Below are 26,807 nucleotides of genomic sequence, written 5' to 3' on the forward strand. Positions count from 1 at the left end.
GGTGGAAGCTTATTACGTTTCAATCGCCTGTGCCTTATCGGCAATTCTCTGCATTGTGTATGTGGGGGCCCTGAAAAGGGATTTTTTCCACCCGACCGTTTTCTATGTCTTTTGCCAATGCGTCACGTTGGGAATCTCGTACCTGAAGATTTCCCCGTCCATGAGCGATTTCAAGATTGTTACCTGGTTTGCCTGGCTCGGTGCCATGGCTGCGTTTATCCTTGGTTCCATGGCCTATTACTTGATAAAGCCGGAAACGGTCGAGCTGGAAAAGAGCCGGACCATGGAAGTGGGGCGGGAATACAACTGGAAATTGCACTTTGTCTTCTCGCTGATTTTTGTGGCCATTTTTGCTGTGGGTGCGTTCCTTGTATCTCGAGCTATGGGCGGAATGTACCTTATGAGCGTGGGGCAGAAAACTTTAAGGAGTAGCGTTCAGGCGTCGGCCTTTGCCAATGTCAGCTTTGCCAGTTCCCCCTTTGTGGTGGTGACGCTGATGGTCGCCTCCTTCAAGTCTATCAATCCCTATAAGTGTATCAGGATTGCTTCATTCATTCTGGCGATTTGTGTCATTATATTATCTGTATGCGTGTACCCTGGACGTAATGCCCTATTCCTGTGCCTGGGCTCTTCCTTTATTCTTTTTCACTATCTAAAGAAACGCATACCGACCAAGGCGATTATCATGGTGATCGTCCTTGCCATCTCATCTTTCGTGGCGGTAGGTCTTGTCCGTTCGCAGTATGGAAGTTCCTCGCTGGAAGGGATGGGCTTGAAGTACGTGATGACCTTGCCCTATAATTACATTGCCAATAACTATTGGAATCTTGATTATGCGGCAAATCCCCCTAACGATAGGGAAATACATCCGTATACTTACGGCCTGGACATGGCGGGTGCCCTTGTGGAATATACGGGAGCGCCGGGTGGCTTTAGGTCGTCTTACGGGTGGGATGACGTCTTCAATGACCGCATCATGAAACAGCGCGGCTACAATACTGTTAGCTACTTGTGGGAAGTCTACAAGAACTTTGGAATTGCAGGCTGTATATTCTTCCCGTTTTTCGTTTCGTTCCTGATGTCGTTCCTTTATGAACGCATGAAGGTTTGCTGTCGCCCCCAGATGTTCGTACTGATGGCCCTGTCCATCTACCATGTGGGTTGGAGTTTCTTTGTAGGTGGCTTTAAGCTGGGCCATGTCTGGCTCTGGGTCTACCTTATCGCATTTATGCATTTCGCCTGCAAGAGAAGGCGCAGGCCGGCTGTTGCACAAACGGCTGAGCTAGATTCGCTTGAGCTTGCTAAGAATTAGGTTCTTGCAGGAATGGCGTTCGTCGGCGTTAAGGCCGAATATCCATGTGGCACCGATGACTGCTGTTGCCGATATGGCAGAAAGCACGACAAAGCGTACGACGCCCTGAACGGGGATTTCTGCGCTGGCGAGGGAGATGCCGCCTGCCACTGACGAAACCAGGATGATGGGCCAGATGACCTTACCCAGATATCGTTTGAGGGGCAGGTGGATTTTGTCTTGCATGTAGGCGGCGCGCCAGAAGAGTACCACGAGGTTGATGGCGAAGCGCACCACGAAAACGTAGACCGGCGAGTAGTTCAGGTAAAGGACCAGCACACAGAGGGGAATGTTCAGGAAGGTGATTGCTGTTTCGATGATGTAGTAGTTGCGGACCTTTCCTGTGGCGAGAATGGACATCCATTGGGGACCGGCGATGGAATCGGTCAAAACAAAGAGGATCATCCACTTGACGAAGGACGTGGCGTATTCGGGCACTTCTACAAGCCAGATGCTGAAGATGAAATCGATGTTCAGCAGCAGCGGTGCCGCGAAGATGAACATCAGGAAATAGGAAAATTTCGAGACCCGTATGACCAGGGTGGAAAGGGATTCGAATTCTCCGTTTGAGTACTGCTTGACAATTTGGGGATTGCTTGCCGTCTGGAAACTGGCGACCAGCTGGTTCGTTGCCTCGGCGACACGGTTGGCGATTCCCATGGCGGCATTCAGGGTAACGCCGTGGAAAATGTTCAGGATGAAGTTGATGCCCTGGGATTTGCAGATGGAGGTGACGCCGCCAAAGGTACACCACCCGGAGAAGGAGGCCATTTCCCTGAAGAGCTGCCTGTCGCGCTCAAAGCTGTATCTGCAATGCTGGCTGAAGTTTCGCTTGCAGTAGACGGCGTAGGATAATTGCACGATGACGCAGACGGCGAAGGCCAGCGCCGCATAGGCGAGGAGCTTGTCGGCGTTGATGATGACCAGCATGTAGACGATGACCAATCTTAGCAGGGCGTTGACGATGCTGATGCCTGCGATAAAGGACATTTTCTCGTTTGCGATGATCAGCGCGTTGTAGGGGATGAAGACAATGCCCAGAAGGGTGCTGCCGATGGAAAACTGGTAGACAATGTTTGCGATTCCGATTCGGCCTTCGGGAATGTTCAAGTTATGGTTCAAGAAGTAAAGGCCCACGGTTTCTGCCAAGATCAGCAGGACCAGCGAGATTCCCACATGGATGTTCATGGCTGCCGAGAAGACTTTTGAAACCCTTTCAAGGTCTTTTTGGCCCAGGGCGAAATTCAGGTAGCGCTGGGTGGCCAGGGTCATGGAGGCAATCAGGAACGAGAAGGCGGCGGCGATGCTTCCGACAATTTCAAAGATTCCGAAGTCCGATACGCCCAGGTACTTGAGTACGATTCTTGACGTATAGAGGGAGACGACCAGGGTGAACGCCATCCTTATGTAAAGGAAGAGGGTGTTCTTGGCGATGCGTCGGTTTACTTGTGACGGCATAGGATTCTTCTCTGGATGGACAGCTTAATTTTAAAAAGGTAAAGTACCGAGAACAGCCTTGCCTGACAGAGGTTGAGTTTAAGCAGGTCTTTCTTGCTGAAACATTCTCGGTTGAATCGCCTCAGTGCCTTTTGGCAGACATCCAGGTTGATAAATTCCAGGAAGTTCTTTCGGGTGGCGAAATAGGAATCCCGATTCTGCGGGTTGATGTAATACTGGATCAGGGAGGCCCATATGATTCTCGCGAAATCCGTGTAGACCCAGGATGTGTAAGTCTCGGTGGGGATGCCGTAGGCTTCGGCGATGGGGAGTTGCTGCAGGTACAGCTCACTGTTGGCGAGAATGGATCCGAAATCCTTTCGGACGGCCTGGGAAAGGGAACTTTCCGATTCGCGATAGTGGTAGAAGGGGCGTGCCAGGTAAGATATTCTTGGACGTTTGCAAAGGGCGTTCAGGAAGAACATCCTGTCTTCGCCAAGAGAGATTCCCGACCTGAATTTTAAATCATTTTTCTTTAAAAAATCAGCTCTGTAAAATTTGCAGCAAACACCAATAATGATTCCGCAGTGGAGCGGATTTGTCTGTACCGCATTTTTGATCAGTTCGACCAGGTTCTCGCCTTCGAAATGGCCGATGTCTTTGGGGAATGCCTTGAAGTTCTGTTCCGAAGTGGCCGTGTTTCGATAGTTTTCGAAGATGGTAATGTCGGAATTTTGGGCTACGGCGTAGTTGTATAAACTTTCCAGTGTGTCGGTATCGAACCAGTCGTCGGAATCGAGGAATACGATGTAGTCGCCGGTTGCGTTCTGGATGCCGAGATTGCGGGCTTCCGAGACGCCCTTGTGGTCTTGTTTTAGAAACTTGATGCGGGTGTCGGCGGCGTAGCTGTTGCAAAGCTGGATGCAGGGGGCGACAGTTTCGTCTTTCGATGTGGAGCCGTCATCGATGATGATCAGCTCGATGTCCCTTAGCGTCTGCCCTAACAGGCTCTCGATACACTGCTTGAAAAAATCGGGAGGCGTGTTGTAGGACGGCGTGATGATACTGACTTTGGGCATGATTTTTTTTATATTCGCTAGGGTTCTCAGTAATTTAAAAAATTAATCCACCAGAAGAATAACAGGCATGGCATCCAACGAAAGAAATTACGGAATTGATTCACTGCGCATTGTTTCGATGTTCATGATTGTCATGTTGCATGTGCTGGGGGCCGGGGGCATCCTGGCCAAATCCGCCTGGGGAACCGCCCACTATTTTGCCGCCTGGGGTGTGGAAAATCTGATTCTCTGCGCGGTAAACTGCTACGCCCTCATATCGGGATTTGTCGGGGTTTATTCGAAGTTCAAGCTGAAGAATATTGTGTCGCTCTGGTTCCAGGTGGAATTCTATTCGCTGGGAATCGCGGTTGCGCTTTACTTGCTTGCTCCGGGCGTTTTCGGGACTGGCGATCTGGTAAAGTCGGCGTTGCCGGTGCTTTTTGAACGTTACTGGTATTTTTCGGCCTATTTCTGCATGTTCTTCTTTATGCCGTTCATGAACCGTTTTGTGCTGGAGGCGCCTAAGGATCTGCAGAAGAAATTCCTGGCCCTGTGCTTTGTGTTGTTGGCAGTCTTGCCCACGATTGTCGATGAGGATGTATTCCATTCCATGAACGGTTACAGTGCGCTGTGGCTTGCCGTGATGTATATCCTGGGGGCTTATATGCGCCATCATGGGGCTTGGCTTGGCAAGAGCAAGTTGTTCTGCGTGAGTGTCTTTGCGGTTGCCGTGGGCTGCAATCTGCTGGCGAAATATGGGCTGGCCTTTTTGTCGATTCGCCTGACGGGTTCCGAGAGCATTCACACCAATGTGCTGCTGGAATACACGTCCCCTACGATTATCGTGGCTTCGGTAATGCTTTTGATCCTGTTTTCCAGAATTAAATGGGGGGCCTGCGGGGCCGCTGTCGTAAAAGTTCTTGCGCCCCTGACTTTTGGGGTTTACCTGATTCATATGCAGCCCATGGTTTGGCAGTATCTGGGCGAGGCTCCCTTTTCCTGGATTTTGGAACAGCCGGTATACAAAGCTACCCTTTTATTTATAGGTTTGGTTGTCGGCATCTATGTATCTTGTTCTGCAATTGAATTTATTCGTAGAACGTTCTTTAAAATTTTGAGGGTTTCTACCCTAGAAAATCTGGTTTCCGAAAAGATTTCCGCCCTGTGTCGCCGATTGCTCGCCTTTTTTTAGGTCAGACGCATTTTTTCGTAGACAAAAACTCCCTTTGTAACGATAAATTGGTTGTAAAGGGTTAAGTGGTCGTTTTGATTTTTTCTAACTTTGGGTGCAAAATTGCGAGAGTGGCGGAATTGGCAGACGCGCCAGACTTAGGATCTGGTACCTCGGTGTGTGGGTTCGACTCCCACCCCTCGCACGTCTTTAACATCTAACAACCGATAAGAAATCGATTTTCGGAGTTCATAATGACAGTTGAAATCAAAGAAACCAGCGCCACCAAGCGCACCCTCGAAATTACCATTCCGCAGGCCGACCTCAAGGCTCCCTTCGAAAAGAAGGTGAATCAGTACAAGAAGCAGGTTACCCTGAAGGGTTTCCGCCAGGGCCAGGTTCCCAAGGCTATGATCCTGAAGCAGTTCGGTGAATCCATCCGCCACGAAGTTGTGGATGAAACCATCAACAAGATCGTCCAGGATGAACTGAAGAAGGCAAACATCATTCCCGTTGGCCAGATGAAGGTTGTTGATTTCAAGGATGACAAGGAAAACGACATCGCACTTAAGGTGGAAGTCGAAATGGATCCGGTCATCGACATCAAGGGCTATGCTGACACCGGCATCACCGTTCCCGCCATTGCTGTAAGCCAGGAAGAAATCGACAACGAATACAACCGTCTCATGCAGATGTGGAGCAAGGACGAACACGTCGATCGCGAAGCAAAGTCTGGTGACGTTGTCGTTGGCAACTATGTTGAAGTCATCATCGACGGCGAAAAGCAGGATCTGCCGGAAAACAAGGAATTCCGTTCTCTCCTCGGCGAATCCGCTTCTCCGGGATTCGATGCAGGTCTCGTCGGTGCCAAGGCTGGCGAAGCTAAGGAAGTCAACTTCCAGTATCCGGAAGACCACAAGGACGAACGCTATCGCGGTAAGACCGCTCAGTTCAAGGTCGAAATTACCGACGTTCGCGAAATCGTTCCTCCCACCATGGACGAAGCCTTCTTTGAACAGGTTGGCGTCAAGGACGTTGAAGACCTGAAGAAGAACCTGGCCGAAGGTATCGAAAACCAGAAGAAGGACGCTGCCAAGAACAAGGCTATCAACGAAGCTATCGACAAGATTATCGAAGCTAACCCGTTCGAAGTTCCCGAAGCTCGCGTCTACGACCTGATCCGCTGGTCCATGAACCGTAACGCCCAGAGCGAAAAGGATGTTGTGGAACCCACCGAAGAACAGATCAAGGCTCTCTCTCCGGAAGCTGTCCGCGAAATCAAGAAGCACCGCATTCTGGACTTCGTCGCTACTGCTGAAAAGATCCGCCCGGCCCAGGCTGACGTCGACGCACGTCTCCAGGTCATGGCAAACGCATATCACGTGGACTTCGAATCCCTGAAGAACCACTTCCGTCAGTCCGGCCGCATCAACGGTCTCCGCGACGAACTCCGCGTCCAGATGGCCGCTGACTTCATCGTCGGTATCCGCCCCGCTGCCGAAGAAAACAAGTAAGAGGTAAACTCATAATGATCATTCCTACCGTCATCGAGACCACCGGACGCGGTGAACGCGCCTACGATATCTATTCCCGTCTTCTTAAGGAACGCATTATCTTTTTGGGAACTCCCATTAACGATGAAGTGGCCAACAATGTGATGGCCCAGCTGATCTTCCTTGAATACGAGAATCCGGAAAAGGATATCACGCTGTACATCAACAGCCCGGGTGGTTACGTGTCGGCAGGTTTGGCCATTTATGATACCATGCAGCATGTTCGTCCGAACATCGCTACAATCTGTATTGGTAGTTGCGCCTCTATGGCTGCTGTGCTGCTGGCTGCAGGAACCAAGGGCAAGCGTTATGCTCTCCCTCATTCCCGCATCATGCTGCATCAGCCTTCTGGCGCTGCCACCGGTCAGTCTACCGATATCCAGATCACTGCCAAGGAAATTGTCCGCACTAAGGATACTCTGGCAGAAATTGTCGCCAAGCATACTGGCAAGGCTATCGACGAAGTCCGCGAAAAGACCGACCGTGACTTCTACATGAGCCCTGAAGAAGCCAAGGCATTTGGCGTTATTGACGAAATTTTTGTGCCGCGTAAAGAGGGATTTTAATGTATCGTAGCGGGAAGAACCATCCGACGGTGAATTGCAGTTTTTGTGGCAAGCCGGCGGAACAAGTCGAGAAGATGATTACAGGCGCAGGCGTCCACATTTGTAGTGACTGCGTTTCCATGTGCCATCGTATTATCGAAGAGGATCGTACCCGCAGAGCGCAGGAAACCGCAACTGCTGAACTGACTGCAAAGCCTCTTCCGCATCCGTCCGAGATCAAGGCTCACCTGGATGAGTTTGTTATTGGTCAGGACCAGGCCAAGATGGCTTTGTCTGTAGCGGTCTACAACCATTACAAGCGTTTGCGTTACAAGGCTACGAATACCGACAAGAACGCTGTAGAAGTTGAAAAGTCCAACTTGCTTCTGGTGGGCCCCACCGGTTCCGGTAAGACTTTGCTGGCCCAGACGCTGGCCCGCTTCCTGGATGTTCCCTTTACCATTGCCGACGCTACCGTGCTGACTGAAGCTGGTTACGTGGGCGAAGATGTGGAAAACATCATCGTTCGCCTTTTGCAGGCTGCCGAATATGACGTGGCCAAGGCCGAACGTGGCATTATCTTTGTGGACGAAATCGATAAGATCGCCCGCAAGTCTGCCAATCCGTCTATTACCCGCGACGTGAGCGGTGAAGGCGTGCAGCAGGGGCTTCTGAAGATTCTCGAAGGTACCGTGGCTGCTGTTCCTCCTAAAGGTGGACGTAAGCATCCCGAGCAGGCCCTGGTGCAGGTGAATACCCGCAATATCCTGTTCATTTGCGGTGGCGCCTTTGAGTCTCTGGACAAGATTATCGCCCGTCGCGTAAACAAGGGCGGCATGGGTTTCGGTGCCGATATCCGCAGCTCCGAAGAAAATACCCTCAGCGAATTGTTCAAGGTGATGGAACCTGATGACTTGATCAAGTTCGGTTTGATTCCTGAAATCGTTGGACGTTTGCCCATCGCTGTCGCTCTTGAAGAACTTGACGAAGCCGCATTGCTGAACATTCTGACTGAACCCAAGAACGCCTTGGTAAAGCAGTACAAGAAGTTGTTCGCAATGGACGACATCGAGCTGGACTTTGAACCGGAAGCCCTGAAGGAAATTGTCCGCGAAACTATCGTTCGAAAGACTGGTGCCCGCGGCCTCCGTTCCGTTATGGAAAAGACCTTGCAGCGTTACATGTTTACCATGCCGGGTTCTGGCGAGAGCAAGCTTGTAGTGACTGCCGAAATGGTCCGTCAGGCTTTGGACAATGTGGTTCCTGCTGACGAAACTGCGGCGGCTCCCAAACGTACTCGTAAGAAGTCCGTATAACTCTTCGATTAATGGGTTGCACTTGATTGTGTGCGGCCCATACCCTGTGGGACTTACCCGCAAGCCTATTTTTTGGATGGTCCTTCTTCGGAATGCGACCTCCATTTTTTTATTTTTGGATGACTCAGGATTTTCGTTTCGAATTCCTGCACTGGAGATTTTAATTTGGCCACTGATTTTTCTAGAACCTATCCGCTGCTCCCCCTTAGAGATGCTATCGTATTTCCGCTGACCACCCGCCGCATTTTGGTAGGCCGCGACATTTCGCTGAAGGCCCTGGAATACGCCGAGGCTCATGACAATGTGATTATCCTGGCCGCCCAGAAAAATATCGAGCTGGAAGAACTGGAAAACCCCATGCTGGACCTTTACTCGGTGGGCGTCATGGCCCGCGTGAGCAACGTGACTCCGTTCCCCAACGGTTGCGTGAAGGTGGTGCTGGAAGGCGAAGCTGTGGTGGACCTCCGTTCCATGAACATGGAACTTGGCTTTTTGCAGGTTACGGTTTCGGCCCATACTCCGGCGGTTCTGCTGACTGACAAGAGTTCCCGTTTCGAGAACGTTCTGGTGCAGTTCCGCGAATACGCCATGCATCGCAACATTACCGAAGGCATGGTGGACGCCCTGTTTACCATGGATAGCCATCTGAACGCCTTCTACGGTATGATTCCCTTCTTGCAGGTTTCCCTGTCTGAACGTCAGCGCCTTTTGGAAGTAGGTTCCATCGACGAGTTGGCCGACAACCTGATCGAGATTATGCAGGCTTCTGCCGTCAACGACACCTTGATGGTGAAGGTGCAGCAGAATGTGCGTCAGAAGATGGCCCAGCAGCAGAAGGAATGGTTTATTTCTGAACAGATCCGCCAGTTGCAAGATGAACTGGATGGCGAAAATGGCCAGTCCGAACCGGATCAGCTGCTGAAGAAGATTAAGGAAAAGAAGTTTGCGGAACCGATCCGCGAAAAGCTGGAAGAGGAAATCGGCCGCATGAAGCTGATGCAGCCCACTTCCCCGGAATATGCCGTCAGCCGCAATTACCTGGACTGGTTCCTGACCCTTCCGTACAACGTGTACACGGAAACCAGCCTGAACATGAAGAAGGTGAAGGCCGAACTGGATTCCAAGCATTTTGGTCTGGACAAGGTGAAGGACCGCATCATGGAATACATCGCGGTCCTGAAGCTTACCGGCACCGAACGCCGCGCCCCCATCCTCTGCCTTGTTGGCCCTCCGGGTGTCGGCAAGACCACCTTGGTGGAATCTATCGCCAAGGCCATGCAGCGCAATTTTGTCCGCATCACTTTGGGTGGCGTCCGTGACGAAGCTGAAATCCGCGGTCACCGTCGCACTTACATTGGCGCCATGCCGGGCCGCTTTATTCAGGCCCTGAAGCGCGCCAAGTGCATGAACCCCATTATCCTTCTGGACGAAATCGACAAGATGGCCAGCGACTTCCGCGGTGACCCCGCCAGCGCCATGCTTGAAGTTCTGGATCCGGAACAGAATCACGACTTTACCGACCACTTCATGGAAGTGGGCCTGGATCTTTCCCGCGTGCTGTTTATCGCCACCGCCAACAACGAAGGCGAAATTCCCGAACCCCTCCGCGACCGTATGGAAGTGGTGCGCCTGCCGGGTTACTTCCCCCACGAAAAGGAAAAGATTGCGGCCAACTACCTGGTGCCCCGCATCTGCGAACGCACCGGCGTTACCCTGGACAAGGACATCGCCTTTAACGAAGACGTGATCCGCCACGCCATTCGCGGCTGGACCCGTGAAGCCGGTGTCCGTGAACTGGAACGTGTGCTGGAACGTATCGTTCGCCATCGTGCCAAGGACATGGTGACGGGCAAGAAGTTCAAGGCCGAACTTTCCGAAAAGACTTTGCAGGAATATCTGGGAGCCGCCCGCTTCCTGGATAGCCAGCTCCCCGAATCCGGTCGCCCGGGCGTTATTACCGGCCTGGCCTGGACAAGCGTGGGTGGCGAAATCCTGCCTATCGAATGTACCTTGCTGCAGGGCAAGGGCGGCCTGCTGCTGACGGGTAAGCTGGGCGACGTGATGAAGGAATCTGCTCAGATTGCCCTCTCCCTGGTTCGCGAACGTCTGCAGAATTTCGGCATCGATCCTGACGTGGTGAAGAATACCGACATCCACATTCACGTGCCCGAAGGTGCCGTTCCCAAGGATGGCCCCTCTGCCGGTATTGCACTCACCTTGTGCCTGCTTTCTGCATTTACCCGCCACCCCGTGCCCACCGACATCGCCTTTACCGGCGAAGTGAGCCTCACTGGCGCCTGCCTCCCCATTGGCGGACTCAACGAAAAAGCCCTTGCCGCTCTGCAGGCTGGCGTAAAGACCTTGCGCCTCCCGGAACAGAACAAGAAGGACGTTGACGAACTTCCCGCTCCGGCAAAGAAGGGCCTGAAGATCTTTACCCACAAGCACATTGACGAAATTATCAAGATCCTCTTCAAGGGTGTCGATAAGAGCAAGTGCTTTAAGGTGGTGACGAAGGTAGGTTCCGCAGACGGTAAAAAGAACTAAGGGTCGGTTTCGTCCCTAGACTCTGGAAATTTCCGCACTGGACTTTAGACGGTCTGGTGCGGATTTTCTATTTCCCTTTTATAGTTAGCAATTCTATTTTGCGGACCTACATATATTACTTTGTTTAAAAGAGCCGGTTGCATAATGAACGGCTGAAAGGCCGCTCCCTTGTTTCGGTATAGTGGCAAGTGTATATTTGGGCCATGAAGAATTTGAATCTCGTTGGCACGACCTGGATCGGGAACAGTTCCCTTTTGGACGAAGAACTTGTGGGCGTCTTTGCTTCGGACCGGAGCGATATCCTGATGCCTCGCCGGCGTGACCATTGGGCGGCTGATGCAGGTTTGGAAGGTTGCAAGGTGGTTGGCTCCTTCCGCAATCTAAGCGAAAGGAATATCCTGGAAATTCTTTTAAGGTATGGGGGACACGCCGTATGGATTGTAGACCGCAAACTTCCCACCATTTACAGTAGCACCTGTTGCCAGGCGTTTGCAGAAGGCCGTCTTTTGGTGGTTTCCTGTTTTTGGAACGATGAGAGTCTGTTCAGTACAAGGCAATATTGTGCCGACTTTGTGCAGCGCCTTGCCTCCCGATTGATACTGTGGGCTCCTTCAAGCGGAGGTCTGATGCAACGGGTGGCTTCCTGCGCGTACCGCAATGGAAAACTGGTAGAAGTCCACTGAAGCAGTTCAGTGTAAAAAGCTATCTTTGCTCCCATGCCTATCTTATCAGCACAGAACATTCTTTTGCGTCTTGGCGGAACCGCTCCGCTGTTGGATAACGTTTCCTTTGATGTTGAACCTGGCGACCGCATTTGCTTGGTGGGCCGCAATGGCGAAGGAAAGTCTACGCTTCTGAAGGTTCTCACTGGCGAGATGGAGTATAACTCCGGCGATATCGTGAAGAAGACTGGCCTTCGGGTCAGCCGCATGATCCAGGAAATTCCCGCCCACATTGACGGCACTGTCCGCGACATTGTGATGGGGAAGGTTGCGGCAGGCAGTTCCGCCGGCTGGACGGGCGTAAAGGATGGTTCCAACGAAGATGGACATCACGATTCTGCAGCAGAGGCGATTCTTGGAAAGACGGGCATCGATGCGGACCTGCCTTACGATAGCTTGAGCGGTGGTCAGAAGCGACGTGTGCTTTTTGCCCGCGCCGTGGCCGAGGATCCGGATTTGCTTTTGCTGGATGAACCTACCAATCATCTGGACATTCCCGCCATCCAGTGGCTGGAAGGAATCGTGACCCGCCTGAACTGTGCCGTAATGTTTGTTAGCCATGACCGAGCTTTTGTCCGCCGCGTGGCTACCCGAATTTTTGAACTGGACCGCGGTCGCGTCCGCAGCTGGAATTTCCCCTACGACAAGTTCGTGCAGTTCCGCGATCAGGCCCTGGCCGAAGAAGAAAAGGCCAACGCCCTTTTCGACAAGCGCCTTGCCGAAGAAGAAGTCTGGATCCGCAAGGGCATCCAGGCCCGCCGTACCCGTAACGAGGGCCGCGTCCGCGCCTTGATCAAGATGCGTCAGGAACGTGCCGAACGCCGCGTGCGCACGGGTAACGTGAATATGCAGATTACGGAAGCGGAACGTTCCGGCCGTATGGTGGCCCGCCTCACCGACATCAGTTATGCCTATGCTGACGAAACGACGGGCGGCGTCTCGCTGCCTCTCATCAAGAATTTTTCTACCGAAGTTTCCCGCGGTGACCGCATCGGCATTGTAGGCCCCAACGGTTCCGGAAAGACGACTTTGCTGAAGTTGATTCTTGGGGAACTGCAGCCGGACCAGGGCGAAGTTCGCCTGGGCAGCAATCTTGAAATCGCCTACTTCGACCAGATGCGTACCCGCCTCCGCGAAGACAAGAGTCTTATCGAAAACATTGGCGATGGTCAGGCCTACATTACCTTGAACGGCGTCAAGCGCCATGTGCTCAGCTACCTGCAGGACTTCCTCTTTAGCGCGGATCGTGCCCGCGGTCCCATTAGCGCCTTGAGCGGTGGTGAACGTAATCGCCTGCTTTTGGCCTGCCTCTTTAGCCACCCCAGCAATGTGCTGGTTCTTGACGAACCTACCAACGACCTGGATATGGAAACCTTGGACTTGCTGGCGGAACTTCTGGCGGAGTACAAGGGAACTGTCCTTACCGTGAGCCATGACCGAGCCTTCTTGGATTCCGTGGCCACAGGCATTTTGGCCATCGAAGAAGACGGAAACATTTTCGAGGCCGTGGGCGGTTACAGCGATTACGAAGCTAACAAGAAAATCCGTGATAAGGAAGCCGCAGCGGCTGCCCGCGTCGCCGCCGAGAAGGAAGCTTCTCGCAGCTCCGCAGCCAGTAACGCAAACGGTGGGGAAGGCGTGAGCTCCGCTCCCGCCAAGAAGAAAAAGCGCAGCTATAACGAGGAACGCGAATACAATTCCCTTCCCGAAAAGATCGAGAAGCTGGAAGCCGAAATCGCGGAACGCCAGGAAGAACTTTGCAAGCCCGAAGTCTGTACCAACGCCTCCCGCATCGTGGAACTGCAGAAGGAAATCACGGAACGGGAATCGGCCCTGGAAAAAGCCTACGAACGCTATGAGGAACTGGACGCGCTGGGATAGGCGGCAGGTTTCAGGCAATAGGCGCGAGCAATGAGCAATGAACCGTGAGGTCGGCCTGCGGCCTTTTAGGTATTGGGTCGCACCTGCGGTGCTTTTAGGCGCTTAGAAATGAATGAGCAATTTCGTTGCTTTGATAACCGGCGCGAAAATTAGTTACGAATTAAAAAGCCAGGCTCCTCCTGCGCGATTATCAGCCTGAAAGGAGCCGCAGGCTCCGCCCTCATCCCTGCACTGAAACTTTTCGTTCCGGTATTAAATTCCCTTTTTTTCATTAAAAATTAGCGGTACCCTTATGACGGGATACCATTTTTTTTAGATGTGAAAAATGTTTAACCTTTTGACTATCATAAGTATTTTGAGTTTTGTAATCTTTTTATTATAATTATATGACGTATAGGATTTTGGAAAGAGAGGTCATTTATGATCAAGAAGATTGGAATTTTGACGGCAGGTCTTTTGGCTGGTTATGCCGCCGCAGCAACTGCTGTCGTTTTTTCGGATGAAGATGGCGTTACTGCCGATAAGCCCTACGCCCAGAGCTACATCTACGATTATGGTTCCGGTGCATCCATTGACACAACGAATGTGAATGGTGCCCGTGTTCTGGACTTTACTGCACCCACGACTACCGATGGCAAGTCCGGTGCCGGTTTCGGTTTTAGCTGGGTCATTGACGCAAGCTACAAGCCCAAGGTGACTTCAATTGCGACTTATAAGGGTGTTTGCCTGGCTTATGAGGCTGACGCTCCCTTCCGTGTAGATTTCAAGCAGTCTACCATTACCGATGACAACTATTACGGCATGGAAATGGCTGCCACCAAGGGTTCTTTAAAAAGGTCCTACATCGCATTCTCTGCCCTTACCCAGAGCTGGAAGTCTACCAAGACCGTAGCCTGGAATTCCGGATCTCAGCTGGGCGTTCAGTTCAGCTTCAAGGACTCCCACGCCAAGGCAGCCAAGAGTGGTTCTAACACGGTCACCCTGCATAGTTTTACCTTGGGGGATGAATGCGTCACTGCCGCTCCTAACGTAACCGAAGGTTTTGCTGGCTATAACGGCGGTTCCATCGACCTTGCCGAAGGCGCCGTTCATACCATGAATATGGCCGAGGTTTTTGAAGATGCCGACGGAGACGATCTGACCATTACCGTGAAGATCGTAAGCGAAAACAATTCTGTCAAGCTGGTGGATTCTACCAAGTACGACCAGAATAGCATCATCAAGTTCACGACCACCCCGAATCCCGATGGTCCCGCCAAGGTAACTCTGACCGCAACGGATCCCACCAAGAAGACCGCCACCTTCTCCTTCACCATCAATACCGAAGATACGGAAAACCTGCCGGTGGCCCAGAACATGGAATTCGAGGTCAAGGAAGATTCCTCTTACAAGAGCACTCTCCTCGTGAACAACCTGACCAAGATTTGCTCCGATGCCGATGGCGATGCTGTTGAATGGGTGCAGCTCAGTGAACCCGAACATGGTGAACTGAAGATTGCTGCCCTGACTGGCATATTCACATATACTCCCGCAGCAAATTTCTATGGTAAGGATTCCTTCACCTACAAGTGCGTCGAAAAGAATAACACCGACAGGGGAAGTGAAATTGGCGTTGCAACTATTACCGTAACAAACGTGAATGATGCTCCGGTGGTTAAGATCCTGACCAAGACTTTCTTGAATGAAGATGGTGATGAAAAATCCTTTGGCGATACCCTGGTAGTCGATGAAGATTTCGATGACTTTGTCCTGGTGTTCCCCAAGGAAAACATTTCTATTACGGATGTAGATGGCGATGACGATTATACTGTTACTGGAAAGGCAAGTGGTGTCGTTACCGTGAGCGTCTCTGCAACAGACGATAATTATCTGATTGATGTGTCGGCGATTAAGGATGCCAACGGTGTTGCCAAGGTTAGCCTCGTGGTTACCGACCCTGCTATTTCTATTCCCAATGTGATGTTCTATGTAAAGGTAAATCCTGTTGCCGATGCTCCCATTGCCAAGGGTGATACCTATGAAGTTCTGCAGGGCAAGAACGAAATTACAGCCAAGAAGGGTGTCCTTGCCAATGATGAGGATCCCGATGGTGATTCTACCTTGATTGCCGTTCTGGATGTTGAACCTTCCGAAGGTACTGTGGTCCTTGCCGAGGACGGCTCCTTCGTCTACACCACCACCGATGATGATTACGAAGGTCCGGATGCTTTTGCCTATCACATTGAAAACTCCGCAGGTCTTAAGTCCGAAATGGCTGTTGTCATGCTGGATGTGAAGTACAGGAACAAGTCTCCCATTATGACTGTTGACGCCATTGACACCACAGTGATGGAAGATGCTGCAGCTATTGTCTATAAGAAGGCTATTGTGACTTCCTGGGCAACGGATGTTGAAAAGGAAGCTTTGACTTACAGCTTTGAAAGCAAAGATGGCAAGACTCTGGTGAGCTACACTTCTGGCATTTTGACTATTACGCCGGTTCGCAATGCCTTCGGTGAAGCTATTGTGGTCGGTACTGTTACCGATGGTAAGAGCACTCCTACTGAATTTAACATCACTGTCAATATCACTCCTGTAGATGATGCTCCGGTGGTTATTTGGAGAGGTTCAGCTACAATTGATGGCAAGAAGTTTGTTGGTGAAGTTCCCATGGATTCCATCTTCACTGACGTTGATGGTGATGAACTGGGTTACATCATCGGAAGCCATTCGAAGCAGCTGGATGTTGAAATTGTGGATGGCGTCCTGAAGGTTTCCTTGGCATCCGATACAGTTGAACTGTTCAAGGATGTGGCTTACCGCGTATCCCTTTCCGCTTACGACGCCAACGACACTACTAAGACTGTAGGCGTTGTGTTCTACCTGGAAGGTTCTTCTACTACGGGTATTACTCCCGTGGTGGCTTCTGCCAAGTTGAACTGGCAGGGGGCTATTCAGGCTAATCGCGGTACCGTCTCCATGATGGATATGCAGGGCCGCGTCATGTGGACCCGCCGTCTGCCGGTAAGCGAATCTGAAGTTCGTGCCGCTGCAGCAACGGTTCAGGGCCGCAAGATCCTGAAGGTAAATCAGCAGACTTTCACTATCAAGTAAGGTAGGTACGCTCGCGACGCTCGCTTGAGGTTTGAGGTACGCTCGTGCTTTGCACTCGCTTCAGGGGTGAGGTCGTTCGCGTTACGCGGCTCACTTTGAGGTAAGATAATGGTGCCTAACGGCACAAAAAAAGAGACTCCCGAACGGGAGTCTCTTTTGTATTTCGGGGAAGGTGAGAGAATTTACCTCTAGCGACGCAGTCGCGACCTCACCCCTGAGCGCGGAGCCGAAGGCGCAGCGCCCTCACTCCTACTTTACCAAGTCTTCGGTATCGAGGGCGATGAGCAGTTCTTCGTTGGTTGCCACCACCATTGCCTTGGGGGTGCCTTCCTTAGAGATGATGTGGCCGGATTCCTTGCCGCTCTTGTTGTTGCGGTCTTCGTCGATCTGGTAACCGAGAAGGGCAAGGTTTTCCATGACGGTCTTGCGGACCAGCATGCTGTTTTCGCCGATGCCGCCGGTGAATACCAGGGCGTCGATGCGGGGGAGAGCCATGGCGATGCCGCCGATTTCACGAGCCAGCTTGTAGCAGAAGGTTTCCAGAGCGATCTGTGCGCCAACGTGACCTTCGCTTGCAGCCTGGGTCAGGGTGCGCATGTCGTTGCTTAAGCCGGAAAGACCCAGAAGGCCAGATTCCTTGTTTACCATCTTGTCGAGACGATCGATGTCATAGCCGTACTTCTTGCTGATGTAGAAGAGGATAGCCGGGTCGATGGAACCGGAACGAGTACCCATGATGAGACCGTCCAGCGGAGTGAAACCCATGGTGGTGTCGGCGCACTTGCCGTTGAGAATGGCGGAGCAGCTGGAACCGTTACCGAGATGTGCGGTAATGAAGCAGCATTCTTCCGGCTTCTTGCCGAGAATGGCGGCAGCTTCTGCAGTTACGAAACGGTGGCTGGTACCATGGAAACCGTAACGGCGGATAGCGTCGGATTCGTAGAACTTGTAGGGGATGCCGTAGAGGAAAGCCTTCCTCGGCATGGTCTGATGGAAGGCGGTGTCGAATACGGCCACCTGCTTGTCCTTCAGGTTCGGGAAGAACTTCATGGCGCATTCCATACCGGTGGCGTGTGCAGGTTCATGCAACGGTGCGAACAGGACGATGCTGCGGATGTAGTCGATGACGTCCTGGGTCACCTTTTCGGACTTGATGTACTTACCGCCGTGCACCACGCGATGGCCGATGGCTTCGATGGTGTCGGTGAGCTTCTGCTCGTCCAGGAATTTCTTCACCTGGTCCACAGCTTCGGCGTGGGTGGGGCAGTCAAAGTTGAAATCAATCTTGCCTTCCGGGCCCTTTGCCTTGGTGTGGCCGTTAACGCCGATGTTTTCCACAAGGCCGCTGGCGATGGATTCTTTGGTCTTGGTGTCGATGACAGCGAACTTCACAGAAGAGCTGCCGCAATTAAGAACGAGTACACGCATTTTTTACCTCTATCTTGGTCAAATATTCTTCGAAGTAGGAAGTGGGCAAGGCGGTTGGCTTCGGCTGCGCCGAAAGTACTCGTGTTGGGCAGGTCCTGCTTCAACGTTAATATGTTAAAAGTAGGAAATTGAATCAGAAAAAATTTTTAAATTTGGCGCAATGTTTAAGAGAATCCAAAAATTTGACGAAGGCGTATCACTCTATTGGTATTGGAACAATAGGCATTTTTCCGAAAAGACCAAGAGGTTTCTTCGCTCTTACGTACGCCTGGGTGATGGCTACGTCTGGATTCTTTTTGCCATTGTGCTTTTTATCCATATCGGTTGGCGAGCCTTTATTCCTGTAGCTATGGAAGCTGCCATTGTTACGGGCATTTCCCTGGGACTCTACGAACTGATCAAGCTTACGGTGAAGCGTCCCCGCCCCTTCGTGGTTCTTGATTCTATCAAGCCCCAGGTGCCTCCCATGGACGAATACAGCTTCCCCAGCGGTCATACCATGAACAACTTCGCTGTTGCCATGACTATGACTGCCGCCATGCCCTACTATGGCTGGGTGATGCTTCTGTTCCCCATGAGCTGGGGTCTTCTGCGAGTGTACTTTGGCGTTCACTGGTTTACCGACATCATTTGCGGCTTCTTGCTGGGTGTCGTCTGCTTTGGTCTGACTCACGGCATCTGGTATTTCCTGTCGCCGGTTCTTGCTGACTTGCTTCCCATGTTGACTTTCTAATGTCATCGATGATTGAATTTGTTAGTGCCGCAGATTTTTTTAAGACTGTTGGAAATGACGAACGTGTGTACTTCCTGGTTCGTCACGGTGAGCGGGACCATATAAAACCTAACGACCCTGATCATGGCGCCTTTGTCGGTTTGACGGACCGTGGTCGCGAACAAGCCCTTAAACTAGGCAAGTCCATTGCCGCTTCCTGCACCAGCGGAGTTTCTGCCGATTGCATGTTCTTTAGCAGTCCCGTAGGCCGTTGTATGCAGACCGCCGAATATATCGGCCTTGGTCTTGGGATAGATGCTCCCGATGTAATGCCGCAGCAACCCCTTGCGGAATTCTTTGTAAAGAATTACGATGCCTACATGGAAACTCACGTGACTGGATTTTACCAGGGGATTTGTCGTTGGTTGGATGGAACTGCCGCCGATTCCCGCTATGTGGACCCGGCTTATTTCCCCTTGGCAGCCCGCTCCCAGGAGATGGTCCAGTTCATGCTTTCTCACGGGAAGGCCCCTATCAATATCTTCTGTTCCCATGATGCCTGGATCGTACCCTGCCTGAATCATTTTTGCGGATTGCAATTCTCTCCCAGCCGCTGGATGAACTTCCTGACGGGTTTGGCCGTGGTCATCGGTAAGGACCAGGAATCCGGGGATGTTGGTGCCGTGAGACGATTTGTCCCCGTGACCGGCCTTGATACGGGTTGGATGCTTTTTTAGACGTTTCATTGTAAACTTTTTTAAATTTCTTCAAATAAAGTCTGCCTTTTTTGATTACATTCACTACCATGAGTGTTTCGAAAAACGCATATCGTCGAATTATCGTGCTTGGGTCGGGCTTCAGTAAGTCCTTTTGCCCCCAGATGCCGACCCTTCGGGACCTGAATAATCTGGTTCCTGCAGGGATTCCCGACGAATTCCCTCATTTTCGCGATTATTGCAGGAAGTTTCTGGATTTGTGCAATGGTTGCAAGGATTATCTGGATATCGAGACCTTGGCCACGTCCATTCTGTCTGCCCAGATTTTCCCGGGGGAGCGGGAGCGCCTGTATCATGCGTCCCTGCGTTTTGAACTGCTTCGCTTTATTGCCAATGCTATCAGTCGCGAAGAATCGCTGGATGCCAGTTCGGCGAAGGTCTTGCGGACGTTCCTCAGACGTTGCGTCAACTGTTCTGGCGCCGGTGCCCGCGATACATTGCTTCTCAGTTTCAACTACGATACCCTGATTGAAAAGGCAATCTATTCCGACGAAGAACTGTCCTGGCAGGTGGCCGTAGATTATGGTGTCCGTATTGAGCCGGCTGACCGTACTGCCCGACGCGCCAACACCGGCCGTACCGTCGACTTGATCAAACTTCACGGTTCCCTGAACTGGTATGCCCTCAAGGGGGTGACCGACACGCTGGATCTCAATAGTGTGTGCCAGGTGGAGCCGGGGGATCGCAGTTTTCCCATCTATTGCGAAGATACGCCCATCTATATTCCCATGGCCCACGCCAAGGAAAGCTTCTTGCGCGGAAGTCTCTTTAACTTGCTCTGGAGCAAGGCCGATTACTACCTGAAGCAGGCGGAGGATATTTTCTTCGTGGGTTACGGTTTCCCCAAGAGCGACATTAACAATTTGGAATTTTTATTGCGGCACCGCGAACGGTTCAAGCGCGTGATTGTTTATGAACAGCAGGGGCATCCAGACCTGGAACGTCTGCAGTCGCTGTTAGGAAAGAAGATGGTGATCTGCGAAGATGCCAAGGCCTTCCTGTCTAAGCTGTGTTAAATAGAATCAGCAGTTGTTGTAATTAGCAACAACGGAAACGCCTAAAAAATAGTCCATGTTGGACTAGAAAAATGTATTTATAGATTCAGAGAGTTATGCCTTTTTAGGCGGAGATGTGTTATGAATCTATCAAGGAAATATTTTGTTGCTGCAACTGTGATCGGCAGCCTTTTTGCTTCTGTACAGGCTCAGGAAATTGCAACCTGGGCAGGTTTCCGTCAGGGTGCGGCAAGCTTTACTTTTGATGATGGTGCTCCCAGTCATGTGACTGACGCCGCCCCGGTATTTGACAAGTACGGCTATAAGGGTACTTTTAACCTTGTGACGACTTGGAATCCTAACTGGAGTGGCTTCCAGGGTATGGCTGATAATGGCCACGAAATTGCAAGCCATAGCGATAATCATGGAAACCCCATGCCTGATAACGAATCGGCTTCCTCAAGAAATACCATCAATGGCAAGATTTCCCAGAATTATGGCGTTGTCACGTTGGCTTATCCTAACTGTAAGTCCCCCAGTGCATCCTCTGTGAGCCAGAACTACGTTGTTGGCCGTATCTGTAATGGTTCCTGGCAGGGTGTGCCCGATATCTCGGGCAAGGACGGTCCCAGCGACTGGACCAAGGTTCCCGCCACCATGACTGGCTCCGAGGGAGACATCAAGAGCACTAATGACTTTACTGGCCAAATGCAAAAGGCTATCCAGCAGGGTGGCTGGGTTTCGTTCCTGACTCACGGTTTCCAGGGCAAGAGCAATGGTTACGCTACCTATTCTCCCACGGACCTTAGCGCCATCGACGGCGCTCTCAGTTGGGCAAAGCAGAACGATTCCAAGATCTGGGTTGCTCCCATGGGACATGTTGCCATGTACATCAAGGAACGCAAGGCTGCGAAGATTACTGAAAAGTCTTCTTCCGCCACCAGCATGAGCTATACCCTTACCCATAGCATCGCCGACAACATTTCCAAGTACAACTATCCTTTGTCCATTCGCGTCAAGAGCAGCTGGACCAAGGTTTCCGCAACCCAGGATGGCAAGGCCATCGAAGCCTCCATCAAGGATGGCTACATCTACTTTGATGCTGTTCCCAATGGTGGCGACATTGTGCTCTCTTCTGATGGCGCCGCTGTGGTGGACCCGGGTTCCAGCACTTCTACTGAACCTTCTTCCAGTGCTTCTGCCGAAGGCAATCCCTTTAAGGGCGCTATCGAAATTCCGGGTACTGTGGAAGCAGAAAATTACGACGTGAATGCCTATTCCCACAGCCAGGCCAAAAATGATGGAACCGCTTATCGTACAGATGATGCTGGCGTCGTTGTGGCCGGTGCAGGCTATGCCGCTGGTTATACCACTGCTGGCGACTACTACGAATACACCATCGATGTGAAGGCTGCTGGCAAGTACAAGGTGACCGTGAATGGCGCTACTGGTAATGGTGCCGATGGTTCTGTAACTGTTTCTGTGGGTACCGCCACTCTGGATGCCGCAATCAAGAACATGGGTGACTGGAATACTTATACCGAAGTCGAAGCGGGTGAATTGGAACTGGCTGCCGGAAAGCAGATTCTGCGCCTGACCATCAATGACAACAATTTGAATGTGGACTGGATCAAGTTTGAAGGCAATGGTGAACTGGTCAAGATTGCCAACACTATCCTGATGGATGCAGGCGCAGGATTGATCAAGTGCCAGATTTTCGATATGAACGGTCAGCTGGTCAAGTCTGCAAACGTCTTTGCCGGTTCCGCTCAGGAAGCATGGAAGGGCATTAACGGAACGCTGCGCAATGGCGCCTATGTTATGCGCTACGGTGTTGCTGGTAAGGCTACCCAGACCATTCGCGTCCGCAAGTAATTAAATCTCTCTCTTATTCTCCTAAAAACCGCCTCTTTGCAGATTATTCTGCAGAGAGGCATTTTTGTTTGAAATAATTCCTACCTTCAAGAAATAAAAAAACTCGGTGCCGTAAAGCGACCGAGTTTTTTGCTTGCCGCGGAACTGCCGCGACGCACCTTCTGCGATTAGCCGAGAATGTGCTTTTGCGCCTTCGGCGCTACACTCGGCTCAGATACTTCTCGCCAGATTCAACACTCTGGTAGATGAGGGTGTTGATAGTCATGGGACCAACGCCGCCCGGAACCGGGGTGTATGCGCTGGAAACTTCTTCCATACCTTTTTCGCAGTCGCCAACGCCACCCGGATGGTAACCGGCGTCAACAACCACAGCGCCCTGCTTGATCCATTCCTTCTTGATGAATTCAGGCTTGCCTACAGCGCCAACGACGATGTCTGCCTGCTTCACCAATTCCGGAACGTTGGGGGTCTTGGAGTGGCAAATGGTAACGGTGCAGTTTGCGTTCAACAGCATCATGGCCATGGGCTTGCCGAGAATTGCGGAACGGCCAACAACAACAGCGTGCTTGCCGGAGAGTTCCACATTGTAAGCCTTCAAAAGACGCATAATGCCCTGGGGGGTGGCGCAGCCATAGGCCTTTTCGCCCATGGACATACGGCCGAAGCCCAGGCAGGTCACGCCGTCAACGTCCTTACGGGCGTCGATTGCTTCGAAAGCGGCGCGTTCGTCAATCTGACGGGGAACCGGGTGCTGCAGCAAAATGCCGTGGACGTCCGGATTGTTGTTCAGTTCCTGGATCTTGGCCAGGAGCTGTTCGGTAGTGGTGTCCTGGGGCATGATGACCTTGATGCTGTCCATGCCCACGCGAGCGCAGGCATTACCCTTCATCTTCACATAGGTTGCGGAAGCGGGATCGTCGCCGACGAGGATGGTGGCGAGGATCGGGGTCTTGCCGGTCTTTTCCTTGAGCTTTGCGACGCGTGCGCTGAGTTCTTCTTCAGTGGTCTTGGCAAGAGCCTTGCCGTCCAAAACGAGAGCTGCCATATTGGTCTCCAGGTTTAATTTTCTTATGGTTCAAATTTAAAAATAAGGTATGATGTTTTAAATATGCGGAAATAAAAAAATAAGAGCATAAAAAAACACCGCTGTTTAAACAGGCGGCGTTTTTCATAAAATGAAATGCAAGATAGGGATATCTATTAGAAAATTTCCTTCAGGGCCGGAGCGATACTGCAAATCAGTACCCAGGGGTAGGAAAGGCTGCCCTTGAGCCAGCCGGTCTTTGCGGGCTGAACCGTAAAGGTGGAGGTTTTGCCCTGGATAGACGACTGGAGGGAGGCCTTGATACCTTCAAGGTCACGTTCGAAGTTTTTCTTGCTTGCAGAAGCCGATTCAATGTAATTTTCAAAGCGGTAATTCATACAATTTCCTTACACTCTCTTTCTTGGCGTTGTAAGTTAGTAATTTTCTTGTACCTTTCAAAGGGTTTTTGTTTACGCAAGTTTACGGTTTGGGGCGGTTCTAAATGGGTTTCCCGAATGTAGTTTTGGATAAAAGTGGCGTTTTTCTATTCAAAAACGGCGATTTCTGCCAAAAATGGATGCCCTGGGGGATTCTTTTTCGCTATTTTTTAGCCGCTAAAAAGTGTTCACGGCGTGTTCCCCGACACACTTTTTTGTAAATTGATGTGCAGTAAGTCACTGATTATAAAGGAATTAACATGAGTTTTGTCCGTCTTTTTTCTGCAATTTCCGTTTGCGCAGCCATGGCTGCATGTGGTGGTTCTCAAAAACCCGCTGTGGATCCCGCTGCCCCAGCTGCTGGTTCCGCCCCTGCCGATTCCGCAGCCGTTTCTGCCGAAGCCAGTGGTGCCAAGGCTTCTGTGGCTGTTCCCGGTGCCGGTTTTGCAAACAAGACTGACCGTTACAGCTATGCCCTGGGTATGGACCTGGGTAAGGCTATTGCCAATGTGAATGCTCCCGTGAACATGATGCTCTTGATGAGCGCCATCCAGGATGTGGTGGATTCCAACCGTAAGGTCCTGATGGATGATTCTACGGCAGAAAGTGCCCTTCAGGACTTGCTCCTGCTGATGCAGCAGAACAAGGAAGCCGATGCAAAGGCCGCTGCCCAGAAGGCTCTGGATGAACAGAACAAGTTCCTGGAAAAGAACAAGCAGGATCCTACCGTGAAGCTGACTCCCAAGGGTGTACAGTACAAGGTGATTACCGAAGGTACCGGCATTTCTCCCAAGGCTAGCGACAAGGTCCAGGTGCATTATGTGGGTGCCCTGCTGGATGGTACTGAATTTGACAATAGCGTAAAGCGCGGAGAACCGCTGGAATTCCCGGTGAATGCGGTCATTGCCGGTTGGCAGGACCTGCTGCAGGTTCTCAAGGAGGGTTCCAAGGTGAAGGCCTGGATTCCTAGCGACCTGGCTTATGGTGAGGCTGGCGTACCTCCCATGATTCCTGCCAATGCCATGCTGGTGTTCGAAGTGGAATTGCTGAAGGTCTTCGCAGAAGTTCCGCCTGCTGAGGAAGGCGTTGCAGCACCGGCTGCTGAAGCCGTTCCCGCCGCAACGGATGGTGCCGCCGCGCAGCCTGCAGAAGCAGTCCCCGCCGAAGCCAAGCCTGCAGCCCCCGCTGAGGCCAAGCCTGCCAAGTAAGAGTTTTCTTTCTCTCTCAAGAAAGGCCGCGGTTAACTTCCCGCGGTTTTTCTTTTTGTTTTCTTTTCGTTATGCCATTTTGTTTCTGAACCAATTTTTTTATTATTGAGTTTATGAATCCAAATGACTTTACTTCCCAGCATTTTGAAATAGCAGGTTTCATTCGCGAAGTGTTCGGGTATATGGAACGCTTCAAGGGCCAGCTGTTTGTGTTGAAGATCGAAGACGATCTCATGAGCCATCCGCTTTTCCCTGTGCTCATGCGTGATATCGCCTTGCTCCACAAGACTGGGGTAAAGATCATTATCGTGCCGGGTACCCGCAATAGTATCGACGCCCAGCTCAAGGCCTGGAACGTAGAAACCAAGTTCCATTGTGGCGTACGTCTTACCAGTGAGCAGGCCTTGCCCCACGTGGAACAGGCTTCTCTAGGTGCGGCCCAGCACATTATGAGTCATTTGACGGCAAGCGGCCTTCGCGGTATTCAGGGCAACTGGATTTTGGCCCGCAGCATGGGCGTGATCAACGGTGTGGATTATATGCGCACCGGACGCATCGAACGCGTACAGAAGGATACTCTGGACCAATTGCTGAACGAAGATTTCGTGCCTATCATTGCACCTATCGGCTGGAACAAGATTGGTCATGCCTACAATATCAGTTCTACGGAACTGGCTACCGAACTTTGCAAGTACATGAAGGTGGGAAAGCTGTTCTTCATCGGTAACCAGAACGGTATCAAGCTTGGCGGTCTCGTGACGGGTAGGAATACCAAGTATCTGGAACCTACCGATAAAGGTTTGATTTCTGCTATGGATGTGGACCAGGCCAAGGAACTTCTGGAATTGAATTCTGACGTCTTGAATTTCGCCCAGATGGATTACTTGATGAATGCCATTCACGCTTGCGAGGCTGGCGCCAACCGTGTCCACTTGCTCAGCGGTGAATTTCAGGGAAGCTTGCTGCAGGAAGTGTTCTCTGCCCGTGGTGACGGTACCATGGTGTACGCCAACCAGTACTCTAGTATCCGCCCGGCCACCATGGAAGATATTCCCGATATCCTCCGCATTATGCAGGACTATATCGACAAGGGATTCCTGGTGCCCCGTACTCAGGAAAGCATCTCCGAAAAGCTTTCGGACTATGTGGTGTACAGCATCGATAACAGCATTCACGGTTGCGGCGCCCTCCATGAATTTGAGGATGGTATGGCCGAAGTGGCTGGCATTGCCGTTGGCGCCAACTATCGTAAGTCGGGCATTGGCGACGCCATTGTCCGCCACCTGATTTCCGTTGGTCGCATGAAGGGTTGCAAGAAGCTGTTCCTCTTGACTACCCAGGCGCTGGACTGGTTCTACCATTTCGGCTTTGTGGATGGTACTGTGGAGGAACTCCCCAAGACCAAGCGCGATCACTACAATTACAGCAGAAAGTCAAGGATCTTGATGCTCCCGCTGGAGAGGTGACGCACCGCAGGTGCGTCATCCTGAACGAAGTGAAGGATCCAATCCCGCGAGCTGTACGAAACTAGGAACTTTAGTTCCTTAGCTGAATTAGGTTCGAAGGTGCAGGATAAAAAAAATGAGGCATCATCAACATGTGTGGAAGCATTTAGGCAGCCTTGCTAGATGATTCTCTCGATTCCGATTCCCATTCGTAGGCTATCTGTACATCTACA

20 protein-coding genes and 1 tRNA gene are annotated in these 26,807 nt (G+C 51.5%); 16 read left to right on the forward strand and 5 right to left on the reverse strand.

Annotated elements, in window-relative coordinates; all coding sequences use genetic code 11:
• Position 1: 1 nt before the first annotated feature.
• Positions 2 to 1,312, forward strand: coding sequence for an O-antigen polymerase (locus tag BUB73_RS15040; RefSeq protein WP_073159132.1), 1,311 nt, complete (start codon positions 2 to 4; stop codon positions 1,310 to 1,312).
• On the opposite strand, the gene BUB73_RS15045 is transcribed toward BUB73_RS15040, so the two are convergent.
• Together BUB73_RS15045 and BUB73_RS15050 are read right to left on the reverse strand one after the other, a co-directional pair.
• Positions 1,283 to 2,809: a lipopolysaccharide biosynthesis protein gene (locus tag BUB73_RS15045; RefSeq protein ID WP_073287108.1), complete on the reverse strand. Its 1,527-nt coding sequence runs from the start codon at positions 2,807 to 2,809 to the stop codon at positions 1,283 to 1,285. The genes BUB73_RS15040 and BUB73_RS15045 overlap by 30 nt on opposite strands.
• The gene (locus BUB73_RS15050) at positions 2,794 to 3,867 is read right to left on the reverse strand and encodes a glycosyltransferase family 2 protein (protein WP_073287111.1); all 1,074 of its coding nucleotides are present in this window, start codon (positions 3,865 to 3,867) and stop codon (positions 2,794 to 2,796) included. Before BUB73_RS15050 ends, BUB73_RS15045 begins: the two co-directional genes overlap by 16 nt.
• A 67-nt stretch (positions 3,868 to 3,934) precedes the next feature.
• Here BUB73_RS15050 and BUB73_RS15055 point away from each other — a divergent pair, with 67 nt between their 5' ends.
• From BUB73_RS15055 to BUB73_RS15095, 9 genes are all read left to right on the forward strand, one after another.
• Entirely contained in the window at positions 3,935 to 5,038 is a 1,104-nt protein-coding gene (locus BUB73_RS15055; protein ID WP_073287114.1) for an acyltransferase family protein, read from the forward strand.
• Positions 5,039 to 5,142: 104 nt separating this feature from the next.
• Positions 5,143 to 5,222, forward strand: a tRNA-Leu gene (locus tag BUB73_RS15060).
• A 49-nt stretch (positions 5,223 to 5,271) separates the two neighbouring features.
• The gene (gene tig / locus BUB73_RS15065; RefSeq protein WP_073159124.1) at positions 5,272 to 6,531 is read left to right on the forward strand and encodes a trigger factor; all 1,260 of its coding nucleotides are present in this window, start codon (positions 5,272 to 5,274) and stop codon (positions 6,529 to 6,531) included.
• Between the two features lie 14 nt (positions 6,532 to 6,545).
• A complete protein-coding gene (locus BUB73_RS15070; protein WP_073159122.1) occupies positions 6,546 to 7,136 on the forward strand; it encodes an ATP-dependent Clp protease proteolytic subunit in 591 nt (196 codons plus the stop codon).
• Positions 7,136 to 8,431, forward strand: a complete 1,296-nt coding sequence (gene clpX, locus BUB73_RS15075) for an ATP-dependent Clp protease ATP-binding subunit ClpX (RefSeq protein WP_073159120.1) — start codon at positions 7,136 to 7,138, stop codon at positions 8,429 to 8,431. The genes BUB73_RS15070 and clpX overlap by 1 nt, the downstream gene beginning before the upstream one ends.
• Before the next feature lie 165 nt (positions 8,432 to 8,596).
• Complete coding sequence (gene lon, locus BUB73_RS15080; RefSeq protein WP_073287117.1) at positions 8,597 to 10,978, forward strand: endopeptidase La; 2,382 nt, start codon at positions 8,597 to 8,599, stop codon at positions 10,976 to 10,978.
• A gap of 203 nt (positions 10,979 to 11,181) precedes the next feature.
• Positions 11,182 to 11,661, forward strand: coding sequence for a hypothetical protein (locus BUB73_RS15085; RefSeq protein WP_101480032.1), 480 nt, complete (start codon positions 11,182 to 11,184; stop codon positions 11,659 to 11,661).
• Between the two features lie 33 nt (positions 11,662 to 11,694).
• Positions 11,695 to 13,581 (forward strand): ATP-binding cassette domain-containing protein, encoded by a 1,887-nt coding sequence (locus BUB73_RS15090; protein WP_073287120.1) that lies wholly within the window; start codon positions 11,695 to 11,697, stop codon positions 13,579 to 13,581.
• Positions 13,582 to 14,001: 420 nt separating this feature from the next.
• Positions 14,002 to 16,674 carry a tandem-95 repeat protein gene (locus BUB73_RS15095; RefSeq protein WP_073287122.1) on the forward strand — a complete coding sequence of 891 codons (2,673 nt, stop codon included), beginning with the start codon at positions 14,002 to 14,004 and terminating at the stop codon, positions 16,672 to 16,674.
• 249 nt (positions 16,675 to 16,923) lie between these two features.
• On the opposite strand, the gene BUB73_RS15100 is transcribed toward BUB73_RS15095, so the two are convergent.
• Complete coding sequence (locus BUB73_RS15100) at positions 16,924 to 18,102, reverse strand: acetate/propionate family kinase (protein WP_073287125.1); 1,179 nt, start codon at positions 18,100 to 18,102, stop codon at positions 16,924 to 16,926.
• Between the two features lie 160 nt (positions 18,103 to 18,262).
• Between BUB73_RS15100 and BUB73_RS15105 the strand changes: the two genes are divergently transcribed.
• The 4 genes from BUB73_RS15105 (at position 18,263) to BUB73_RS17455 (ending at position 22,460) form a co-directional block, all read left to right on the forward strand.
• A complete protein-coding gene (locus tag BUB73_RS15105; protein ID WP_073159108.1) occupies positions 18,263 to 18,835 on the forward strand; it encodes a phosphatase PAP2 family protein in 573 nt (190 codons plus the stop codon).
• Complete coding sequence (locus BUB73_RS15110) at positions 18,835 to 19,551, forward strand: histidine phosphatase family protein (protein WP_254795037.1); 717 nt, start codon at positions 18,835 to 18,837, stop codon at positions 19,549 to 19,551. Before BUB73_RS15105 ends, BUB73_RS15110 begins: the two co-directional genes overlap by 1 nt.
• Before the next feature lie 68 nt (positions 19,552 to 19,619).
• Positions 19,620 to 20,606 carry an SIR2 family protein gene (locus BUB73_RS15115; RefSeq protein WP_073159105.1) on the forward strand — a complete coding sequence of 329 codons (987 nt, stop codon included), beginning with the start codon at positions 19,620 to 19,622 and terminating at the stop codon, positions 20,604 to 20,606.
• A gap of 120 nt (positions 20,607 to 20,726) precedes the next feature.
• Entirely contained in the window at positions 20,727 to 22,460 is a 1,734-nt protein-coding gene (locus BUB73_RS17455) for a carbohydrate-binding protein (RefSeq protein WP_158535434.1), read from the forward strand.
• Positions 22,461 to 22,659: 199 nt separating this feature from the next.
• Here BUB73_RS17455 and folD read toward each other — a convergent pair whose 3' ends face one another.
• A complete protein-coding gene (gene folD / locus BUB73_RS15125) occupies positions 22,660 to 23,505 on the reverse strand; it encodes a bifunctional methylenetetrahydrofolate dehydrogenase/methenyltetrahydrofolate cyclohydrolase FolD (protein WP_073235761.1) in 846 nt (281 codons plus the stop codon).
• Positions 23,506 to 23,660: 155 nt separating this feature from the next.
• Complete coding sequence (locus tag BUB73_RS15130) at positions 23,661 to 23,882, reverse strand: hypothetical protein (protein WP_073159099.1); 222 nt, start codon at positions 23,880 to 23,882, stop codon at positions 23,661 to 23,663.
• Between the two features lie 299 nt (positions 23,883 to 24,181).
• On the opposite strand from BUB73_RS15130, the gene BUB73_RS15135 reads away from it, so the two are divergent.
• On the forward strand, positions 24,182 to 25,129 hold the full coding sequence (locus BUB73_RS15135) for an FKBP-type peptidyl-prolyl cis-trans isomerase (RefSeq protein WP_073287131.1): 948 nt from the start codon (positions 24,182 to 24,184) through the stop codon (positions 25,127 to 25,129).
• Between the two features lie 113 nt (positions 25,130 to 25,242).
• A complete protein-coding gene (gene argA, locus BUB73_RS15140; RefSeq protein WP_073287134.1) occupies positions 25,243 to 26,595 on the forward strand; it encodes an amino-acid N-acetyltransferase in 1,353 nt (450 codons plus the stop codon).
• Positions 26,596 to 26,807: the final 212 nt, after the last annotated feature.

Origin of the sequence: Fibrobacter sp. UWH6, from assembly GCF_900142465.1 — a bacterium.
Taxonomy (GTDB): domain Bacteria; phylum Fibrobacterota; class Fibrobacteria; order Fibrobacterales; family Fibrobacteraceae; genus Fibrobacter.